This window comes from Pseudomonas tolaasii NCPPB 2192 (assembly GCF_002813445.1).
Lineage (GTDB): Bacteria > Pseudomonadota > Gammaproteobacteria > Pseudomonadales > Pseudomonadaceae > Aquipseudomonas > Aquipseudomonas tolaasii.
Genome location: NZ_PHHD01000001.1, coordinates 3,771,598 through 3,787,310, shown reverse-complemented (window position 1 = coordinate 3,787,310; position 15,713 = coordinate 3,771,598). Strand labels below are relative to the sequence as shown.

Genomic DNA, 15,713 nt, shown 5'->3' with positions numbered 1-15,713 from the left:
ATAGCGGTACATCAGCTAGCGAATAGTTGACTGACACGGCCGCATCGCAGGCAAGTCAGCTCCCACACAGATCGTGTTCCACGCTTAAAAGTTGTAGGAAACCCGGCTATACAACGTGCGCCCGAACGGGTCGGAATAGCGCGGGTCGTAGCCACTCTGGAACGTCGACGTCTGGTTGCTGAATGGCGGCTCACGGTCGAACAGGTTTTGCACACCCACGGTGACCTGCGCGGTGTCGCGCCAGGTGTAGGTGCCGGCCAGGTCCCACACGCTCCAGGCGCTGACCTTGTCGTGATAGGCACGGTTGTAGTCGTTGTAGCCGCTGGTGTACCGGTTGGTCAGCGAGGCACCTAACGGGCCTTTGCTCCAGCTGCCGGTCAGGCTGTGACGCCAGCGGGCCACGGCGCCGGCCGAAGCGAAATCACCACCGCGATAGTCGCCGGCCTTGTCAATGAAAGGCCCCTTGAGCTGCTGCTGATACTTGTAGGTATTAACGTAGGTGCCCTGCAGGTTGACGCCGAACAGCCCCAGTTTTGATTCGGGAAAGCGATAGTCCGCGCTGACGTCCACGCCATTGGTCTTGACCTTGCCCAGGTTGGCCAGGCCGGTGACGATGTGATCGATCGAGCCGTCGGCCTTGCGCACGATGCGCTCGGGGTACAGGTCCGGCTGCTCAAACACGGCCGACTCGGGGAATTCGGCGATCTGGTTGGCGATCTTGATCCACCAGAAATCCAGGCCCAGGGACAAGTCGTGGACCGGTTGGTAGACAAAGCCCAACGTCACGTTGCGCGCGGTCTCGGGGCTCAAGTCCTGATTGCCGCCCGTGCGGCTGAAAAACTGCTGGGCACAATCGCGGTTGGCCAGGCCGCCGTTGCTCGGCGAGCCCCCGGCACACAGACGCGGGTCGTTATAGTTGGCGATGGTGAAACCGGTGCTGGCCGGGTTGTACAGCTCATACAACGACGGTGCGCGGAACCCTTCGCTGTAGGCGCCACGCACCACCAACTCACGGAACGGCTGAAAGCGGAACGAGTACTTGGGGTTGGTGGTGTCGCCAAAATCGCTGTATTTGTCGTGACGCACCGCGGCGGAAAGCTCAAGGCTGTCGAGCACCGGCACATTCACCTCGGCATATTGCGCCGAGACGGTACGATCCCCCGACACACTCGCGGCCGGGTCAATGCCCAGGCTTTGCACGTTGGCGGCGAAGTCTTCGAAGTCCTGATGAAAGTCTTCCTTACGGTATTCACCGCCCAACGCCAATGCCGACGGGCCCGCACCAAACCAGTCACCGATGTCGCGGCTGATGCGCCCATCGATGCTTTTGACGCGGCCGATGGCGGTGGCGTAGTCGCCGTCCACCGCGTTGGCGCCGAGCAGCGCGGCACCGGCGGCCGACTGCGGGCCGAATGGGTTGATCACACCTGTGTTGATGCCGGTGGTAACCGCGCGGTCGTCCACATAACCGCTGAGAATCGAATTGGTGACCTTGTTCTGGTTGTAGGCTGCGCCGACGTTGTAGTCCCAGCCTGCCAGCGTGCCTTCAAAGGTCAGCAGCAGGCGCTGGCTGACGTTGTCGTCCTCATGCTTGCGTGGCCCCACCTCACTTTCGCGCCAGTTCGCATCGACCGGTTGGGTCGGGTCCAGGGCAAAAGTGGTCGGCCCTGGCGTGATGCCGTTGCCGGGAAAATACGGCGTACCGGGCTGCACTTGCAGGCCTTGCAACAGGCCCGGACCGATCTGTGTGCGGTTGAGGTTGCGCGCCCAGAAGTATTCGAGGCTGGCGGTGTGGTCATCGGCCAGCTTGGCGCTGGCCTTGCCGAAGAACGAGGTCTTTTCCGTCTCCGGCACCAGGTCCAGGTAACTCCACAGCGATTGCCTGCAGATGCCGCTGCGCGCGATCAGCCCCGGCGCATTGCAGCCTGACGCCGCCAGCGGGTTACTGGCATTCGAGCCCTGGCTGTAGTTGGCCGGCGAAGCCACGCCCGAGGAGTAGTCCAGGCCGCGACCCGGCTGGTAGTTGTAGGTGAAATCGCGGTCTTTGGCCTTCAGGCTCTGCTGTTTGTCGTGGCTGACCACGCCGAACACGTTGAAGCGGTCGTCTTCCAGGTCGCCAAAGCCCCAGCTGCCACTGAAGTTGTTTGTCTCGCCGCCACCGGAACGGGTCGGCGTGCTGCCGCCCAGGGTCAGTTGACCGTCGGTGACGCTCTTTTTGGTGATGAAGTTGATCACGCCGCCAATGGCGTCGGTGCCGTACAGCGCCGACGCGCCATCACGCAGGACTTCCACGCGGTCGATGGCGGCGAACGGGAGGGTATTGAGGTCGACGCCCGAGGCGTTGATGGCATTGGTCGCGTTGTTGCTCAGGCGTCGGCCGTTGAGCAACACCAGGGTTTTGTTGGGGCCGATGCCGCGCAAATCAGCAAAAGACGCCCCGCCGCTGCTGGAGCCGATCGAGCGGCCGGCGCCCACCGAGGACTGGTTGGCCGCGATGCGGTTGACCAACTGCTCGGTGGTGGTGACGCCCTGCTTCTTCAGCTCTTCGGTGCGCAAAATGGTGACCGGCACCGCCGTCTCCGCATCGACCCGGCGAATCGCGCTGCCGGTGACTTCGATGCGTTGCAGTTGCGGAATCACCGAGGGGCTTTCAACACCCTCGGCGTCTGCGGCCAGGGCACTGCCGGAGGCCGCCGTGGCAGCGAGTGTCAGTAAAAAACCGATGTGTTTGGGATCAAGCATGGCGTCGACGGCTCCCTGTCCGTTATGGGGGTATGCAGGGTTGTGTGTCGACGCCAGGTTTTTTATAGAGCACCGATTAGACCGTAATCGCATGTGCTTATGCGCTACTTGCCGAAGTGGTAACTCACGTCCAGCCAGACCTGACGGCCATAGGGGTCATAGTTGCCGCTGGGGTAGTACGGCCAGCCGGCGGAGTCATCGTGCTTGACCTGATTGAGCAGGTTGTTGACGGTCAGGCCCACACTGGCTTGCTCGTTCACCTGGTAGCGGGCACTGGCATTAAAGGTGGTCCAGGGCGACAGGCGACCGTCGCCGGCGCCATTGGTCACGCTGCCGTAGCGGATGCCGGTGAGCGTGGCGGAGAGGTGCTGGTAGTCCCAGGTCAGGCTGGCGTTGACCTTGCTGCGCCAGTCGTGATTATCCGTGCTGGAGCGCAGGTTCTGGGTTTGCGCGTCATCCGATTCCTTGAGGTAGTGGGACAGCACCAGGCTGTAGCCAATCGCCGAACTGAACGCACCGTACTGGCCTGCACCCCAACGGATATTGCTCTTGAGGTCCAGGCCGCTGACCCGTTCGCTGGCAGCGTTGATCGCGTTGACCTGCACGCGTTGCAGCACGTTCGGGTCGACTGCCGCGGTGCTGGCGTTACGCTGAATGCGCGCCAACACGTCGGCGCAGGTGGTCGCGTCGAGCTGGCCGTTGCGGCACTGGTTTTCCTGTTGCAGCAAGCGGTTGATGTCGACGGTGGTCAACAGGTCCTTGATTTCAACGCGCCAGAAGTCGGCGGAGAAATCGAACTGATGGGACGGCGACCAGACAAACCCGTACGTCCAGGACTTGCCACGCTCGGAGGCGAGGTCCGAATTGCCGGTCTGGGTGTAATCCACCCGGCCTCGGTCACACGCCCCTTCTACGCCTTTGCTGCAACCGTAATAGTCGATCTGGTCAGGCGTGTAGCCGTTGGTAGCCGCCTGGTAGAGATAGTTGAGGTCGGGGGCGCGAAAGCTGGTGCCGTAGCTGCCACGCAGCAGCAGGCTGGTGACCGGGCGCCATTCCAGGCCCAGGTTGTAGGTTTTTTGTTGCTCGGTGCGGCCACTGAATTTGTACTGGTCCCAACGCCCCGCAGCCGATGCCAGCAAGGTATCGGTCAGCGGAATGCTCAGCTCGCCACCGGCTGCATAGCGGTCACGCGCCCCCCCCGAATTGGAGGCGGGCGTGGTGTTGTAAAACGTGCCGTCATTGAGCTGGTCATCGACGTGAACGCTGTAGGACTGACGCCCCACTTCCGTCACACCGGCAAAGCCCACCGGGCCCGCCGGCAGCTCGAACAGGTCGCCATTGATGTTGGCGCTGAAGGTTTGCGAGACCGATTTACTCTTCTGCACCAGGCTGCCGCGAAACTGGTCCCACTGCTCCGGGGTCAACGGCTGATCCAGACGCGAAGGGTCCGGGGCGAAGACCGGATGACCATCCTGCGTGCCGAGTTGCGGCCCGAGGAAGTAATCCCGGATGCCGCTCAAGGGTGTGTAGCGTGTGGTGCGATCGCTGGTGTACTCGGAGCGGTTGGCCGCAATTTGATACCCCCAGTCGCTGTTGTTGAACTTGTCTTCCAGGCCCAGGGTGCCGGTCCAGGACACTTCGCGCCATTGGCTGTTGTTGCTGGTTTTGCCGCCGATTTCCTCGCTGGCAAAGTTGCGCGACCAGCGCTCCAGGTTGCCGGTGTTCCGGTTGATGAAGTCGGGCGAGGTGAAGCTCGGCCCGCGTGTATTGTTCTGGGTGTGATCAAAGCCAAACATCAGGTCGGCGAACACTTTGCCGGTGTCGCTGAAGTGCCAGGTGCCCCGGGTATAGCCGTCGTAGTTTTCCTTCTGCGCCTGCAAGGTCCAGTAATCGTTGTAGTACTGGTTGGTGGTGCAACGGTTGCCGCTGCCGCCAAGCTTGCCGTTGTAGATACCGCCGTAGGCACCGCAACCGGGGCCGAGGTAAGCGCCGCTGTCGAGGTTGCGGCGGTAGCCCACATCCTTCGCCGGGCCGTCGCTCATGAAGCCGCGCTGATTGCCCCAGATCGGCTGGCGCTGGGTCAGCTCCAGGCCGAATACCCCGTCAAAATCGCCCCAGGTATCACCACCGCTGATTTGCAGGCGCTGGTTATCACCGCCGCCGCGCTGGGCTTCGCCACCGCGCAGGTTGACATCCACGCCGCTGATTTTGTCTTTGAGGATGATGTTCACCACCCCGGCAATCGCATCCGAGCCGTACACGGCCGAGGCGCCGCTGCTGAGAATTTCGATGCGCTCGATCATCACCGCCGGGATGTTGGCAAGGTTGGTGAAATTGACCGTGCCGTCGTACGCCGTGGGGTAGTCGGCCACGCGCCGGCCATTGATCAGCACCAGCGAGTGGTTGGGGCCCAACCCGCGCAGGTTGAGGGCGCTGGCGGCGGGCTGGAACGTGTTGCCGTAGTCTTCGCCCTGGGTCATGCCGGTATTCTGGGTTTGCGAAGCAATGGCGTCGTAGACGTTCTTGTAACCACGGCGGGTGACTTCGTCAGCCGTGATGACCGTGACCGGCGACGGTCCTTCGACCTGGGCACGGGCAATACGCGAACCGGTGACCACGACTTTTTCCAGCGCGACATCCCCCGCCACTTTTGCCGCCGTGGGCGCAACCTTGACCGCAGCCGCCGGCACTGTGGCCGCACGGCGCAAGGTCCAGCCGCCGTCGCCGCTCGGCACCGCCTCAAGAGACGAACCGCGCAGTGCCTGCTGCAGCGCTTGCTCGGTGGTAAAGGCCCCGCGCACGGGCGCACTGGTGAGGCCTCGCACCAGGTCTTGCTGAAAGGAAATGATCTGCCCGCTGCGGCGTGACAGGGTCAGCAGCGCCTGGTCGAGTGGCCCGCTGGCGATATCAAAGTCAAAGGCCTGGGCCGCCGAAACGGCTGACGACGGTTGTGCCAGCGCCGTCGTGCCATGGCTTGCCAGCGCCAGCCCGATGGCCAAAGACAGCGCCGCCAGGGATGCTCGACTGAGGTGTTTGAATTGCATGCTTGAGGTTCCCATCATTGATATGCCGTTGATGGGTTGAACAACAGATCACAGGTTTTTATAGGCAGCCGTTAGGCTAAAAAAGCATGGGTTTATAACGCCCTGAAAGCACGCGGGCAGGCAGACAAACCTTTGCCTGCAACCGTTTGTGCAACAACCCCAGGCTTTTTATAGAGGGCCGGCGAATTATTTATCGACGCTCGATGCTGACCCAATACGGGCTGTGGTAATCGATCTGCACCGGCAACGATTTGGCCAGCAATTGCAGCGCGCTTTGGCTGTCATCCAGCGGGAAAATCCCGCTCAACCTGAGGCTCGCCGCCTCGGGGCTTATGCGAATGATGCCGCGCCGGTAGTCACGCAGGGCCTCGACCACTTCACCCAAGGAGCGGTCACGTACTTCCAGCAACCCCTGTGTCCAGGAAGACTCGCCCCCGCTGGCGGCTTCCAGTGTGAGGATGCCTTGGGCATTGAACGTGGCTTTCTGGCCGGCTTTGATGACCTGCACCGCGCCGTCGCGTGTGGTGATCTCCACTTGAGAGTGCAGCATTGTGATGTGGGTGTGATGCTCGCCCTGCTGCACCAGAAAACGCGTGCCCAACGCGCGCATGCGGCCGTGTTCGGTCTCGACAATAAACGGCCTGAGGCTGTCCTTGAACACATCCACCAGCAACTTGCCATCCAGCAGCTGCAGCAGCCGCTGCCGAGCATCAAAATGCGTCACCACCCGGCTGCGCGCATCCAGCGTCAATGCACTGCCATCTTCCAGAGTGAGGTTCAGGCGCTCGCCGGTGCCGGTGCGCAACGCGCCCAAGGGCAACCAGGTGTCAGACAGCCGCGTGACAATGCCCGCTAAGGAAACAAAGCCCACCAAGGCGAGCGTGTTGCGCAAGAAGCGGCGCCGGCCCGACGGCGCGTTGAGGGTGTGCAGCAGGCTGTCGCGAGGCATGCGGCGCAGTTCGTCGTTGGCCAGCACGGCCAGGCCGCCGCCCATCATGTTGAAGACTTCGGCTCGTCGCGGATCGCCTTCACGCCAACGACGGAAAGCCGTGTGTTCCTGCGCACTGGCATGCCCGGACTGCAACAGCGCCATCCACTGCGCGGCCTCGTCGATAATCGCCTCATCCGGCACACTGTGACTCATGACGGCGCCATCGCCAGATAACAGCGCTTGAACGCATCGACCATGTACTGCTGGACGCGGCTGACCGAGACCTGCAATTGCTCGGCAATTTGCGCGTAAGTCAGACCGTCCAACTGGTGATACAAAAACGCCGCCTTGGCCTTGGCGGACAAACCGTCGAGCAGGCGGTCCACCTGCAGCAAGGTTTCGATCAGCAGCAACCGCTCCTCGGGCGACGGGTGAACCATCATCGGCGCCTGCGCCAGTGCTTCCAGGTAAGCACGTTCCAGGTCCTGGCGGCGCCAGCCCTCATACATCAAGCGTCGCGCGATGGTGGTCAATAATGCCCGCGGCTCGCGGATGCTGGCGGGGTCCGGCAATGCCAGCACCCGCAGAAAGGTTTCCGACGCGATGTCCTGGGCGCCATGCGGGCAACCCATCGCCCGGCTGACCCGGGTACACAGCCAGCTGTAGTCACTCTTGAACATCTGCCCAATCAGACCGAAATGTGGGTTCTGATTCACACCCATTGCATGCTCCATGCGAATAACGGCCACTCAGCCTGGCGGTTGACAAGCGGTGGCAGGCCACCGCTGGAAGGGCGGACTGTGCATGAACGCGGTATAGCTTAGGAAAGAATAAAAAATTTCAAAGGCCTTTGGATTTGGCATATACCCGCACTGGCGGAACCTGCCTACTTCGCGAACGCATACTCGCCGCCCTTCTCCACCGCCTTGCGGTAAGCCGGGCGTGCCTGGAAGCGCTTCACCCACGCCACCAGGTTCGGATACGCCTGCAATTTGCCCTGGGCACCGGCCACTTCACCGATGAAACTCAGCTGGATATCCGCGCCGCTCAGCTCGTCACCCAACAGGTACGGGGTGTCCGCCAGCACGTCGTTCAAATAACCCAGGTAGTTGGCCACTTCCGATTGAATACGCGGTTGCAGCGGCGCGCCTGCGTCGCCGAGGCGGCCGACGTAGAGATTGAGCATCAGCGGCAACATGGCCGAGCCTTCGGCGAAGTGCAGCCATTGCACGTATTTGTCATAGGCGGCGGTGCTCGGCTCGGGCTGCAGGCGGCCCTGGCCGTGGCGGCGGATCAGGTAGTCGATGATGGCGGCGGATTCGATCAACACCAGGGAGCCGTCTTCAATCACCGGGGATTTGCCCAGCGGGTTGATGGCCTTGAGTTCAGCCGGGGCGAGGTTGGTTTTCGGATCGCGGCTGTAGCGCTTGATTTCGTAAGGCAGGCCGAGTTCTTCGAGCAGCCAGAGGATGCGTTGCGAGCGAGAGTTGTTGAGGTGGTGGACGGTGATCATCGGGGGCAACTCCATGGGATGAGCGTTGAGGGTATATCAGCAGACTGCACAGGTGCAGTGGAGTGCCCTGAAGTTGCTGACATGCCGTCGTGGCGAGCGAACTTGTTGTGGCGAGCGGGCTTGCCCCGCGTTGGGCTGCGAAGCGGCCCCAAACCTGACAACGCGGTTCATCAGTTGCACCGCGTTGGCTCAATTGGGAGTGCTTCGCACTCCAACGCGGGGCAAGCCCGCTCGCCACAGGAAGCCCGTTCGACAGGTCGAGCTATTCAGTTCCTCAGACCAGACGAAACCGGGCGGTGTTGTCACTCAGGGCGCGGCTGCCTTTGCTCAGGGTGTCGGCGGCCTGGTTCACGGCTCGGGCGCCGTCGAGCAGGCGCCCTGCCGCCTGGTCCACCTGCTGGATATTGCCGCTGACTTCATCCGCCGTCGCCGCCTGTTCTTCCACCGCCGCCGCAATCTGCGCGAGGGTGTCGGTGACGTTTTGCACCGCGCCGGCAATCTCGCCCAGGCGCGTGCCCAGCCCGGTGACGGACTCGGCATCGGTCAGCGCCTGATCGCAAGCAGCGCCCATCAAGCTGACGGCCTGGCTGACGGTTGAACGCAGGCTGTCGACGGTGCCGGCAATCTGCGCCGTCGAGGCCTGGGTGCGTTGCGACAGGCTGCGCACTTCATCGGCCACCACCGCAAACCCCCGGCCCTGCTCGCCCGCGCGGGCGGCCTCGATGGCGGCGTTCAGCGCCAGCAGGTTGGTCTGCTCAGCGATGCCGCGAATGGTGTCGACCACCGACTGAATCTGCTGGCCTTGCTGGCTGACCTGTTCCAGCGCGTTGGCCGTGTCGGTGAGGCGTTGGTTGAGCTGCTGGATGCTGGCCGTGGTGCGCTGGCTGTCGCGGCTGCTGTCTTCGGCAATACGCCGGGTGTTCTGGGCACTGCCCGAAGCCTGCTCACAGCTTTTGGCGACGCCCATGGAGGTGGCGGCCAGCTGTGTCGCCGCGGCGGCGATCTGGCTGATTTGCTGTTGCTGGTCTTCGACTTCCGTGAGCGTACTGCCCGACTGCGAATTCAGCGTGAGCACCGCCGAGCCGAGCTGCTGGGTCTCGTGGTTCACGCCCAACAGGCTGGTGCGCAACTGCACCACCGCGACGTTGAGCGCGGTGCTGATGGCCGCGAGTTCATCGCGGCCTTCCACCGCCACCTCCACGCACAGGTTGCCGTCCCGCAAGGACTCGGCCAGCGTGGTGATGCCACTGGCACTGCGGCGGATCGAGGCTTGCAGGCAGATAAACAGATACAACGCCGCCAGCGCCAACAGGCTGAACGTCGCCACCACCGGGATGAACTGTTTGAGCGAGCGATCGCGGTAGTAAGCCAGGCGCTCATCCAGCGAGTTCAACGACTGGCTGCGCAATGCGCCCAGGGCGCCGAGCGTACTGTCGACACTGCGGTCGAAGCCTGCGATGTCGAGCTTGATGCTGCCGCCGAAGACCCCATCGTCCAGGGCTTTAAGCTCGCTATCCAGCAATTGCAGACTGTTGTCGTATTGCGCGGTCCAGGGTTCAAGCCCGGCATACTGCTTGGCTTTGAGCGAGGTCGCCGCCTTGGCCAACTGGTCGCGAGCGTCCCCGATGCGGCCACGCAGGTCGCGCATCTGCAAGCGGCTTTGCAGGGTGAACTGCCCGGACGCCACGGACGATTCGCCAACACTCGCCGTGCGGCCGATACGCTCGATCAGGTCCGGGGTGTGCTGGGTGGAGATCTGCATCAACAGATAGGTTTCCAGCCACGGGTCCAGAATCAGCCCGGTGTCCAGGGTGATTTGTTCACGCAGGGTTTGCATCGCGGTCAGGGCTGCGGTGAAACGGTCGTAGCCGTCCGGCCACCAGCCCACGGTGCGCAGGGCCTGGCTGTCCATGCCCTTGACCGTCGCCTGCAACGCCTCGAAACGCGCCAGGGTGTCGGCGCTGGCATTGTGTTGTTTGAGCGCATCGCCCAAGGCCTGCAGGCTTTGGGCAATGGCAGGGCTACCGGCGTCCACTTTGTCCATCGCGGCCTGGGCCGCCGGTGTTGGCGTGTGCTGGATGTCCAGGGCTTTCCAGCGCGCAGCCAGGTTGCGCTGCGCGGTCAACTGGCCATCCAGCGTGTCCAGGGCCAGCAACTGGCGCACGCCGGATTGTTCACTGGAAATCACCGCGAGCTTGTCGCGATAGTCCTGGCCGATCATCCACAGGCTCCCGGCCAGGGGCAGCATGAACAGGAAAAACAGGATCTGGAACTTGCGCGCAAAACCGAAACGGCCGAGCAGACGGATACCGGGTGATAAAAGACTGTGCATGGCCGACCACTCCCTGAAGCAACCTGAAAAATGACTAGAAGCAAAATGCCATGTCATTGATTAGTTTGGCACTAGCAAGATATGGGCCGTCGGGATAGGGGCTGGAGATAGGCGCTGCGCCAGCCGATCGTCAACGCCGCGCGCACAAATATGGGGCAAAAACACTCAATACCGAGCACACGCCTGTAACCCCCGGAGACGCCGATCGGATGTTCAGGGGGTCAGCAAAGGGTTGCCGACTTTTTAGAGGAGTCTGATCAACCCTCTGCTTTCACCCGCATGTACTGACTGAAATTATTGATGTGATCATCCAGGTTGTCTTCCAGCATCATGCGGTACTGATCACAGAAATACGTCAGCATCGCCTCACGGGCCGCGGCCATTTCGGCGCCTGACTTGAAGTTGCGTGCACTGGCCCAGGCATTGAAGCGTGTGGTGCCGAACATCATTGAAGCACTGACTTCACCGAGGTTTTCGCAGGTGTTGAGCTGTTCGTTCGACAGCTCGATATGGGCGTCTGCGCGGTCGTAAAAGGCTTGGTCGGTGGTGTCGGCCATGGTCGGGTTCCCGGGTGATTAAACGAAGGCGGCCATTGGAGCATATCCGGCGGCGGGTTGGCAGGCGTGCCCTCACCGTGAGGCGATCAACTGTTGCGCCGGCCATTCAAGCCAGCAGCTCACTGATCCACCGCACCTGCTGCGCGACCTCCTGCAGCCTCTCCTGCGGCACCGCCTGCCGCGCCTGTTCGAAGCTGGCGAGGGTCTTGTGTTTCTGGCGCAGCATGCGCTGCCACTTGGCCAGGAACTGCGGGCTGCGCGCCTGTATGTGCAGGGGGCCGAAGTACAGTTCTTCCTGGGTGTAAGTCACAGGCTCGCCGCGTTCGGCGACGATAATCTCGTAGTAGAAACGATTTTCCAGCAGCAACTCTTCAGTGAGGATGCGGTAACCGTTGTTCATCAACCATTGACGCAGCGGTTGCTCGCCGCCGTTGGGCTGCAGGACCAGGCGCTCCCTGCCGCCGAGCCGCGCCTTGCCGGCTTCAAGAATGTCGCGAATGGTCTCGCCGCCCATACCGCACAGGCTGATGGCGGTGATGCCGTCGCCCGGTTCAATCGCCGCCAGGCCGTCGGCCAGGCGCACGGTGATGTGCTGTTCCAGCGCGTTTTCGCGCACGGTGCGCCGGGCCGCGTGAAAGGGCGTGGCCGCCACCTCCCCCGCCACCGCCGCCGTGATCAGGCCGCGGCGCATCATTGCCACCGGCAGATAGCCGTGGTCCGAGCCGATATCGGCCAGGCGCGCGCCGGCAGGCACGTTCGCCGCCACGCGCTCAAGGCGTCTGGATAACGTGTGTTCGTTCAACGTGTGTTCCTTATCACCAGAGGGTTACTCACCCGAGAAACGGTCACGGCTGTTGGTCAGGTGCAGCACCATCGCCGCGCGCGCCGCATCGGGGTCCTGGCGCTTGATCGCATTGAAGATCGCCTCGTGCTCCAGGTTGGCCAACTGCCCGAGCCGGGCGAAGTCGGCGCCACCGCGCTCGGCGCCCTTGACCTGGGTACGCGGGATCATTGCATTGCCCAGGTGCAGCATGATCTCGGTGAAAAACGTATTGCCGGTGGCCTCGGCGATCAGTTGATGAAAGCGTTTGTCTTCCTCCACACAACTGTCGTTGTTGGCCAGCGAGGCCTGGTAGTCGTCCAGCGCCTGACGCATCTGCGCCAGTTGCTCGCCAGATCGGCGCAGCGCGGCCAGCGCGACGGCCTGCACCTCCAGGCCCAGGCGCAGTTCGAGCATGTTGCGCACACTGGCGACCGTGTCCACGTTCAAACGCAAGCCCTGTTGGGCGCGAGGCGCCAGCACAAAGGTGCCGATACCGTGGCGCGTTTCCACCAGGCCCGACGCCTGCAATTTGGAAATGGCCTCGCGCACCACCGTTCGGCTCACGCCGTGCTCCAGCACGATGGTGGATTCCGAAGGCAGTTTTTCACCGGGTTTAAGCTGGCCGAGCAAAATGCGCTGGGTCAGCGCTTCGACCACGCCTTGAGCGAGGTTGCTGGAACGTCTACGGACGAGATTTGCACTTTCAACAGGCATCGCTGCGGGTCCACGGGGTTGGGCTGGAGGGAGCTTAACACCCTCACGGGCCGGATTCGAAAAGCAATCGACTTGTATGACAACTCATCTATTTTTACCGAAATCAAAAATGCGCCACTGCAGCCTCAAAGCGTGAATCCTGACGACAACCGGCGCGAAAAATTCGACAGAAAGCCCTATATCCATTGAGCAAATAACCAAAACGCTCACTCAACTCATTCGCTTATAAAAACAAAAACAGCCACCACTGCATTGCGGTATTCAGAAAACCACTTGTATGATGTCTATCAACAAGACACGCAAACCCGCATAAAAATAATCAGGGGGAGTTTTGAATTGTGAACAATTCAAGCCATGCATCTGCCGCTTCAGAAAGTGATTCAGTCCTCGCGCGTGCCGTGAGCAAAGTGAAGGGCCATGTGCTCCCACTGTTCGTGATCATGTTCATCCTCAACTACATCGACCGGGTCAATATCGGCTTCGTGCGCACGCACATGGAGCATGACCTGGGCATCGGTGCCGCCGCCTATGGCCTGGGTGCCGGGCTGTTCTTCATTGGCTACGCGCTCTTCGAAGTGCCCTCCAACATGCTGCTGCAAAAGGTTGGCGCGCGCATCTGGCTGACCCGCATCATGTTCACCTGGGGCATCGTCGCCACGTTGATGGCCTTCATCCAGAACGAAACCCAGTTCTACATCCTGCGTTTTCTGCTGGGCGTGGCCGAGGCGGGTTTCTTTCCCGGCGTGATCTATTACTTCACCCGCTGGCTGCCTGGCGTTGAGCGCGGCAAAGCCATCGCGATCTTCCTCAGTGGCTCGGCGGTGGCCTCGCTGATTTCCGGGCCGCTGTCGGGTGCGCTGCTGCAGATCGAAGGCTTTGGCTTCCACGGTTGGCAATGGATGTTTGCCATCGAAGGCCTGGCCTCGGTGGCGCTGGGCTTTTTCGTGTGGTTCTGGCTGGACTCCAAACCCCACGACGCCAAATGGCTGAGCCGCGAAGAGCAGGACGCGCTGGTGGGCGTCATCGACCAGGAACAGCGCGACCGCGAAGCGCTGACCACCGTCAAACCCACCCTCGGCAAGCTGCTCAAGGACCGTCAGATCCTGCTGTTCTGCGTGCTGTATTTCTGCATTCAACTGACCATCTACGCCGCCACCTTCTGGCTGCCGAGCATCATCAAAAAGATGGGCGACCTCAGTGATGTGCAGGTGGGGTTCTTCAACTCGATCCCGTGGCTGATCTCGATCATCGCCATGTACGCCTTCGCCTCGCTGTCGGGCAAGTTCAAGTTCCAGCAGGCCTGGGTGGCGGCAGCGCTGTTGATCGCAGCGGCCGGGATGTTCATGTCCACCACCGGCGGGCCGATTTTCGCCTTTGTTGCGATTTGCTTTGCGGCAATTGGTTTCAAGTCGGCCTCGTCGTTGTTCTGGCCGATCCCGCAGGGCTATCTGGACGTGCGCATCGCCGCTGCCGTGATTGCGTTGATCAACTCCATCGGCAACCTGGGCGGGTTTGTGGCGCCGACCACCTTCGGTTTTCTGGAACAGACCACCGGCTCGATTCAAGGCGGCCTCTATGGTTTGGCCGGTACGTCTATCCTCGCGGCGATCCTGGTGTTCTTCGCCAAGACCTCGCCCTCCTCCGTATTGATTGCGCCGGGTGCTGTGCCCGCCGGTGTCGCCCTCAGCAAACCTCTTTAAGCAGACTCAGGACCTTGCCATGACTACCCCTGTCGTTACCCATTTTCAGGTCATCCCCGTTGCCGGCCATGACAGCATGCTGCTCAACCTCAGCGGCGCTCACGGGCCATTTTTTACCCGCAATATCGTGATTCTCAAGGACAGCAGCGGCAACACCGGCGTGGGCGAAGTGCCCGGCGGCGAACGCATTCGCCAAACCCTGGAAGACGCCCGCAGCCTGGTGGTCGGCCAGCCGATCGGCCAGTACCAGCGCGTCCTCAACCAGATGCGCACCACCTTTGCCTCGCGGGATTCGGCGGGGCGTGGCCTGCAAACCTTTGACCTGCGCATCACCATTCACGCCGTCACGGCGATGGAAGCGGCGTTGCTCGACTTGCTGGGGCAGTTCCTGGAAGTGCCGGTCGCGGCCTTGCTCGGCGAAGGGCAACAACGCGATGCGGTAAAAATGCTCGGCTATCTCTTCTACGTGGGTGATCGCACGACCACCGACCTTGCCTATCGCAACGAAGCCGACGCCGACGATGACTGGTTCCGCCTGCGCCACGAAACGGCCCTGACCAGTGAAGCCGTGGTGCGCCTGGCCGAAGCCGCCAAAGCCAAATACGGCTTCAACGACTTCAAACTCAAGGGCGGCGTGCTGAGCGGCGATGCCGAAATCGAAGCCGTCACGGCGCTGGCCGAACGCTTCCCGGATGCGCGCATCACGCTCGACCCCAATGGCGCCTGGTCGCTCAAGGAAGCCGTGCGTCTGTGCCGCGACCAGCATCACGTACTGGCTTACGCCGAAGACCCGTGCGGCGCCGAAAATGGCTACTCGGGCCGCGAAGTCATGGCTGAATTCCGCCGCGCCACGGGCCTGAAAACCGCCACCAACATGATCGCCACCGACTGGCGCGAAATGGGCCACGCAATCCAGCTGCAATCGGTGGACATTCCCCTGGCCGATCCACACTTCTGGACGATGCAAGGCTCGGTGCGTGTCGCGCAGATGTGCCATGAATGGGGCCTGACCTGGGGCTCGCACTCCAACAACCACTTCGACATTTCCCTGGCGATGTTCACCCAGGTCGCCGCCGCCGCACCCGGCGACATCACCGCGATCGACACCCACTGGATCTGGCAGGACGGCCAGCGCCTGACCAAAGAACCGCTGAAAATCGAAGGCGGCTACGTGAAGGTGCCGAGCAAGCCGGGCCTTGGGGTGGACATCGACATGGACGCCGTGGCCAACGCCCACGAAGTGTACAAAGGCATGGGCCTGGGGGCGCGGGACGACAGCGTGGCGATGCAGTTTTTGATTCCGGGCTGGCGCTTCAACAACAAGCAGCCGTGCCTGGTGCGTTAACGCCCGCCCAAT

Annotated in this window: 11 protein-coding genes; 2 read left to right on the top strand and 9 right to left on the bottom strand. The window is 62.1% G+C overall.

The genetic code is table 11. From position 1 onward, the window contains the following. Positions 1–84: 84 nt before the first annotated feature. From ATI14_RS17560 to ATI14_RS17520, 9 genes are all read right to left on the bottom strand, one after another. Positions 85–2,742: a TonB-dependent receptor gene (locus ATI14_RS17560; RefSeq protein ID WP_016970911.1), complete on the bottom strand. Its 2,658-nt coding sequence runs from the start codon at positions 2,740–2,742 to the stop codon at positions 85–87. Between the two features lie 104 nt (positions 2,743–2,846). Continuing rightward, the gene (locus tag ATI14_RS17555) at positions 2,847–5,786 is read right to left on the bottom strand and encodes a TonB-dependent receptor (protein ID WP_080520331.1); all 2,940 of its coding nucleotides are present in this window, start codon (positions 5,784–5,786) and stop codon (positions 2,847–2,849) included. Positions 5,787–5,976: 190 nt separating this feature from the next. Then, entirely contained in the window at positions 5,977–6,930 is a 954-nt protein-coding gene (locus ATI14_RS17550) for a FecR domain-containing protein (protein ID WP_016970910.1), read from the bottom strand. Then, positions 6,927–7,439 (bottom strand): sigma-70 family RNA polymerase sigma factor, encoded by a 513-nt coding sequence (locus ATI14_RS17545; RefSeq protein WP_016970909.1) that lies wholly within the window; start codon positions 7,437–7,439, stop codon positions 6,927–6,929. The genes ATI14_RS17550 and ATI14_RS17545 overlap by 4 nt, the downstream gene beginning before the upstream one ends. A gap of 164 nt (positions 7,440–7,603) precedes the next feature. Then, positions 7,604–8,230 carry a glutathione S-transferase family protein gene (locus tag ATI14_RS17540; protein ID WP_016970908.1) on the bottom strand — a complete coding sequence of 209 codons (627 nt, stop codon included), beginning with the start codon at positions 8,228–8,230 and terminating at the stop codon, positions 7,604–7,606. 274 nt (positions 8,231–8,504) lie between these two features. Next, entirely contained in the window at positions 8,505–9,197 is a 693-nt protein-coding gene (locus ATI14_RS32105; RefSeq protein WP_370590101.1) for a methyl-accepting chemotaxis protein, read from the bottom strand. A gap of 1,622 nt (positions 9,198–10,819) precedes the next feature. Next, positions 10,820–11,119 carry a DUF3144 domain-containing protein gene (locus tag ATI14_RS17530; RefSeq protein WP_016970906.1) on the bottom strand — a complete coding sequence of 100 codons (300 nt, stop codon included), beginning with the start codon at positions 11,117–11,119 and terminating at the stop codon, positions 10,820–10,822. A gap of 106 nt (positions 11,120–11,225) precedes the next feature. Beyond that, positions 11,226–11,921: a tRNA (adenine(22)-N(1))-methyltransferase gene (locus tag ATI14_RS17525; protein ID WP_016970905.1), complete on the bottom strand. Its 696-nt coding sequence runs from the start codon at positions 11,919–11,921 to the stop codon at positions 11,226–11,228. A 24-nt stretch (positions 11,922–11,945) separates the two neighbouring features. Further along, positions 11,946–12,656, bottom strand: coding sequence for a FadR/GntR family transcriptional regulator (locus ATI14_RS17520; protein ID WP_016970904.1), 711 nt, complete (start codon positions 12,654–12,656; stop codon positions 11,946–11,948). 338 nt (positions 12,657–12,994) lie between these two features. Here ATI14_RS17520 and ATI14_RS17515 point away from each other — a divergent pair, with 338 nt between their 5' ends. Together ATI14_RS17515 and gudD are read left to right on the top strand one after the other, a co-directional pair. Then, on the top strand, positions 12,995–14,356 hold the full coding sequence (locus tag ATI14_RS17515) for an MFS transporter (protein ID WP_016970903.1): 1,362 nt from the start codon (positions 12,995–12,997) through the stop codon (positions 14,354–14,356). Between the two features lie 19 nt (positions 14,357–14,375). Continuing rightward, the gene (gudD, locus tag ATI14_RS17510; protein ID WP_016970902.1) at positions 14,376–15,701 is read left to right on the top strand and encodes a glucarate dehydratase; all 1,326 of its coding nucleotides are present in this window, start codon (positions 14,376–14,378) and stop codon (positions 15,699–15,701) included. Positions 15,702–15,713 lie beyond the last annotated feature (12 nt).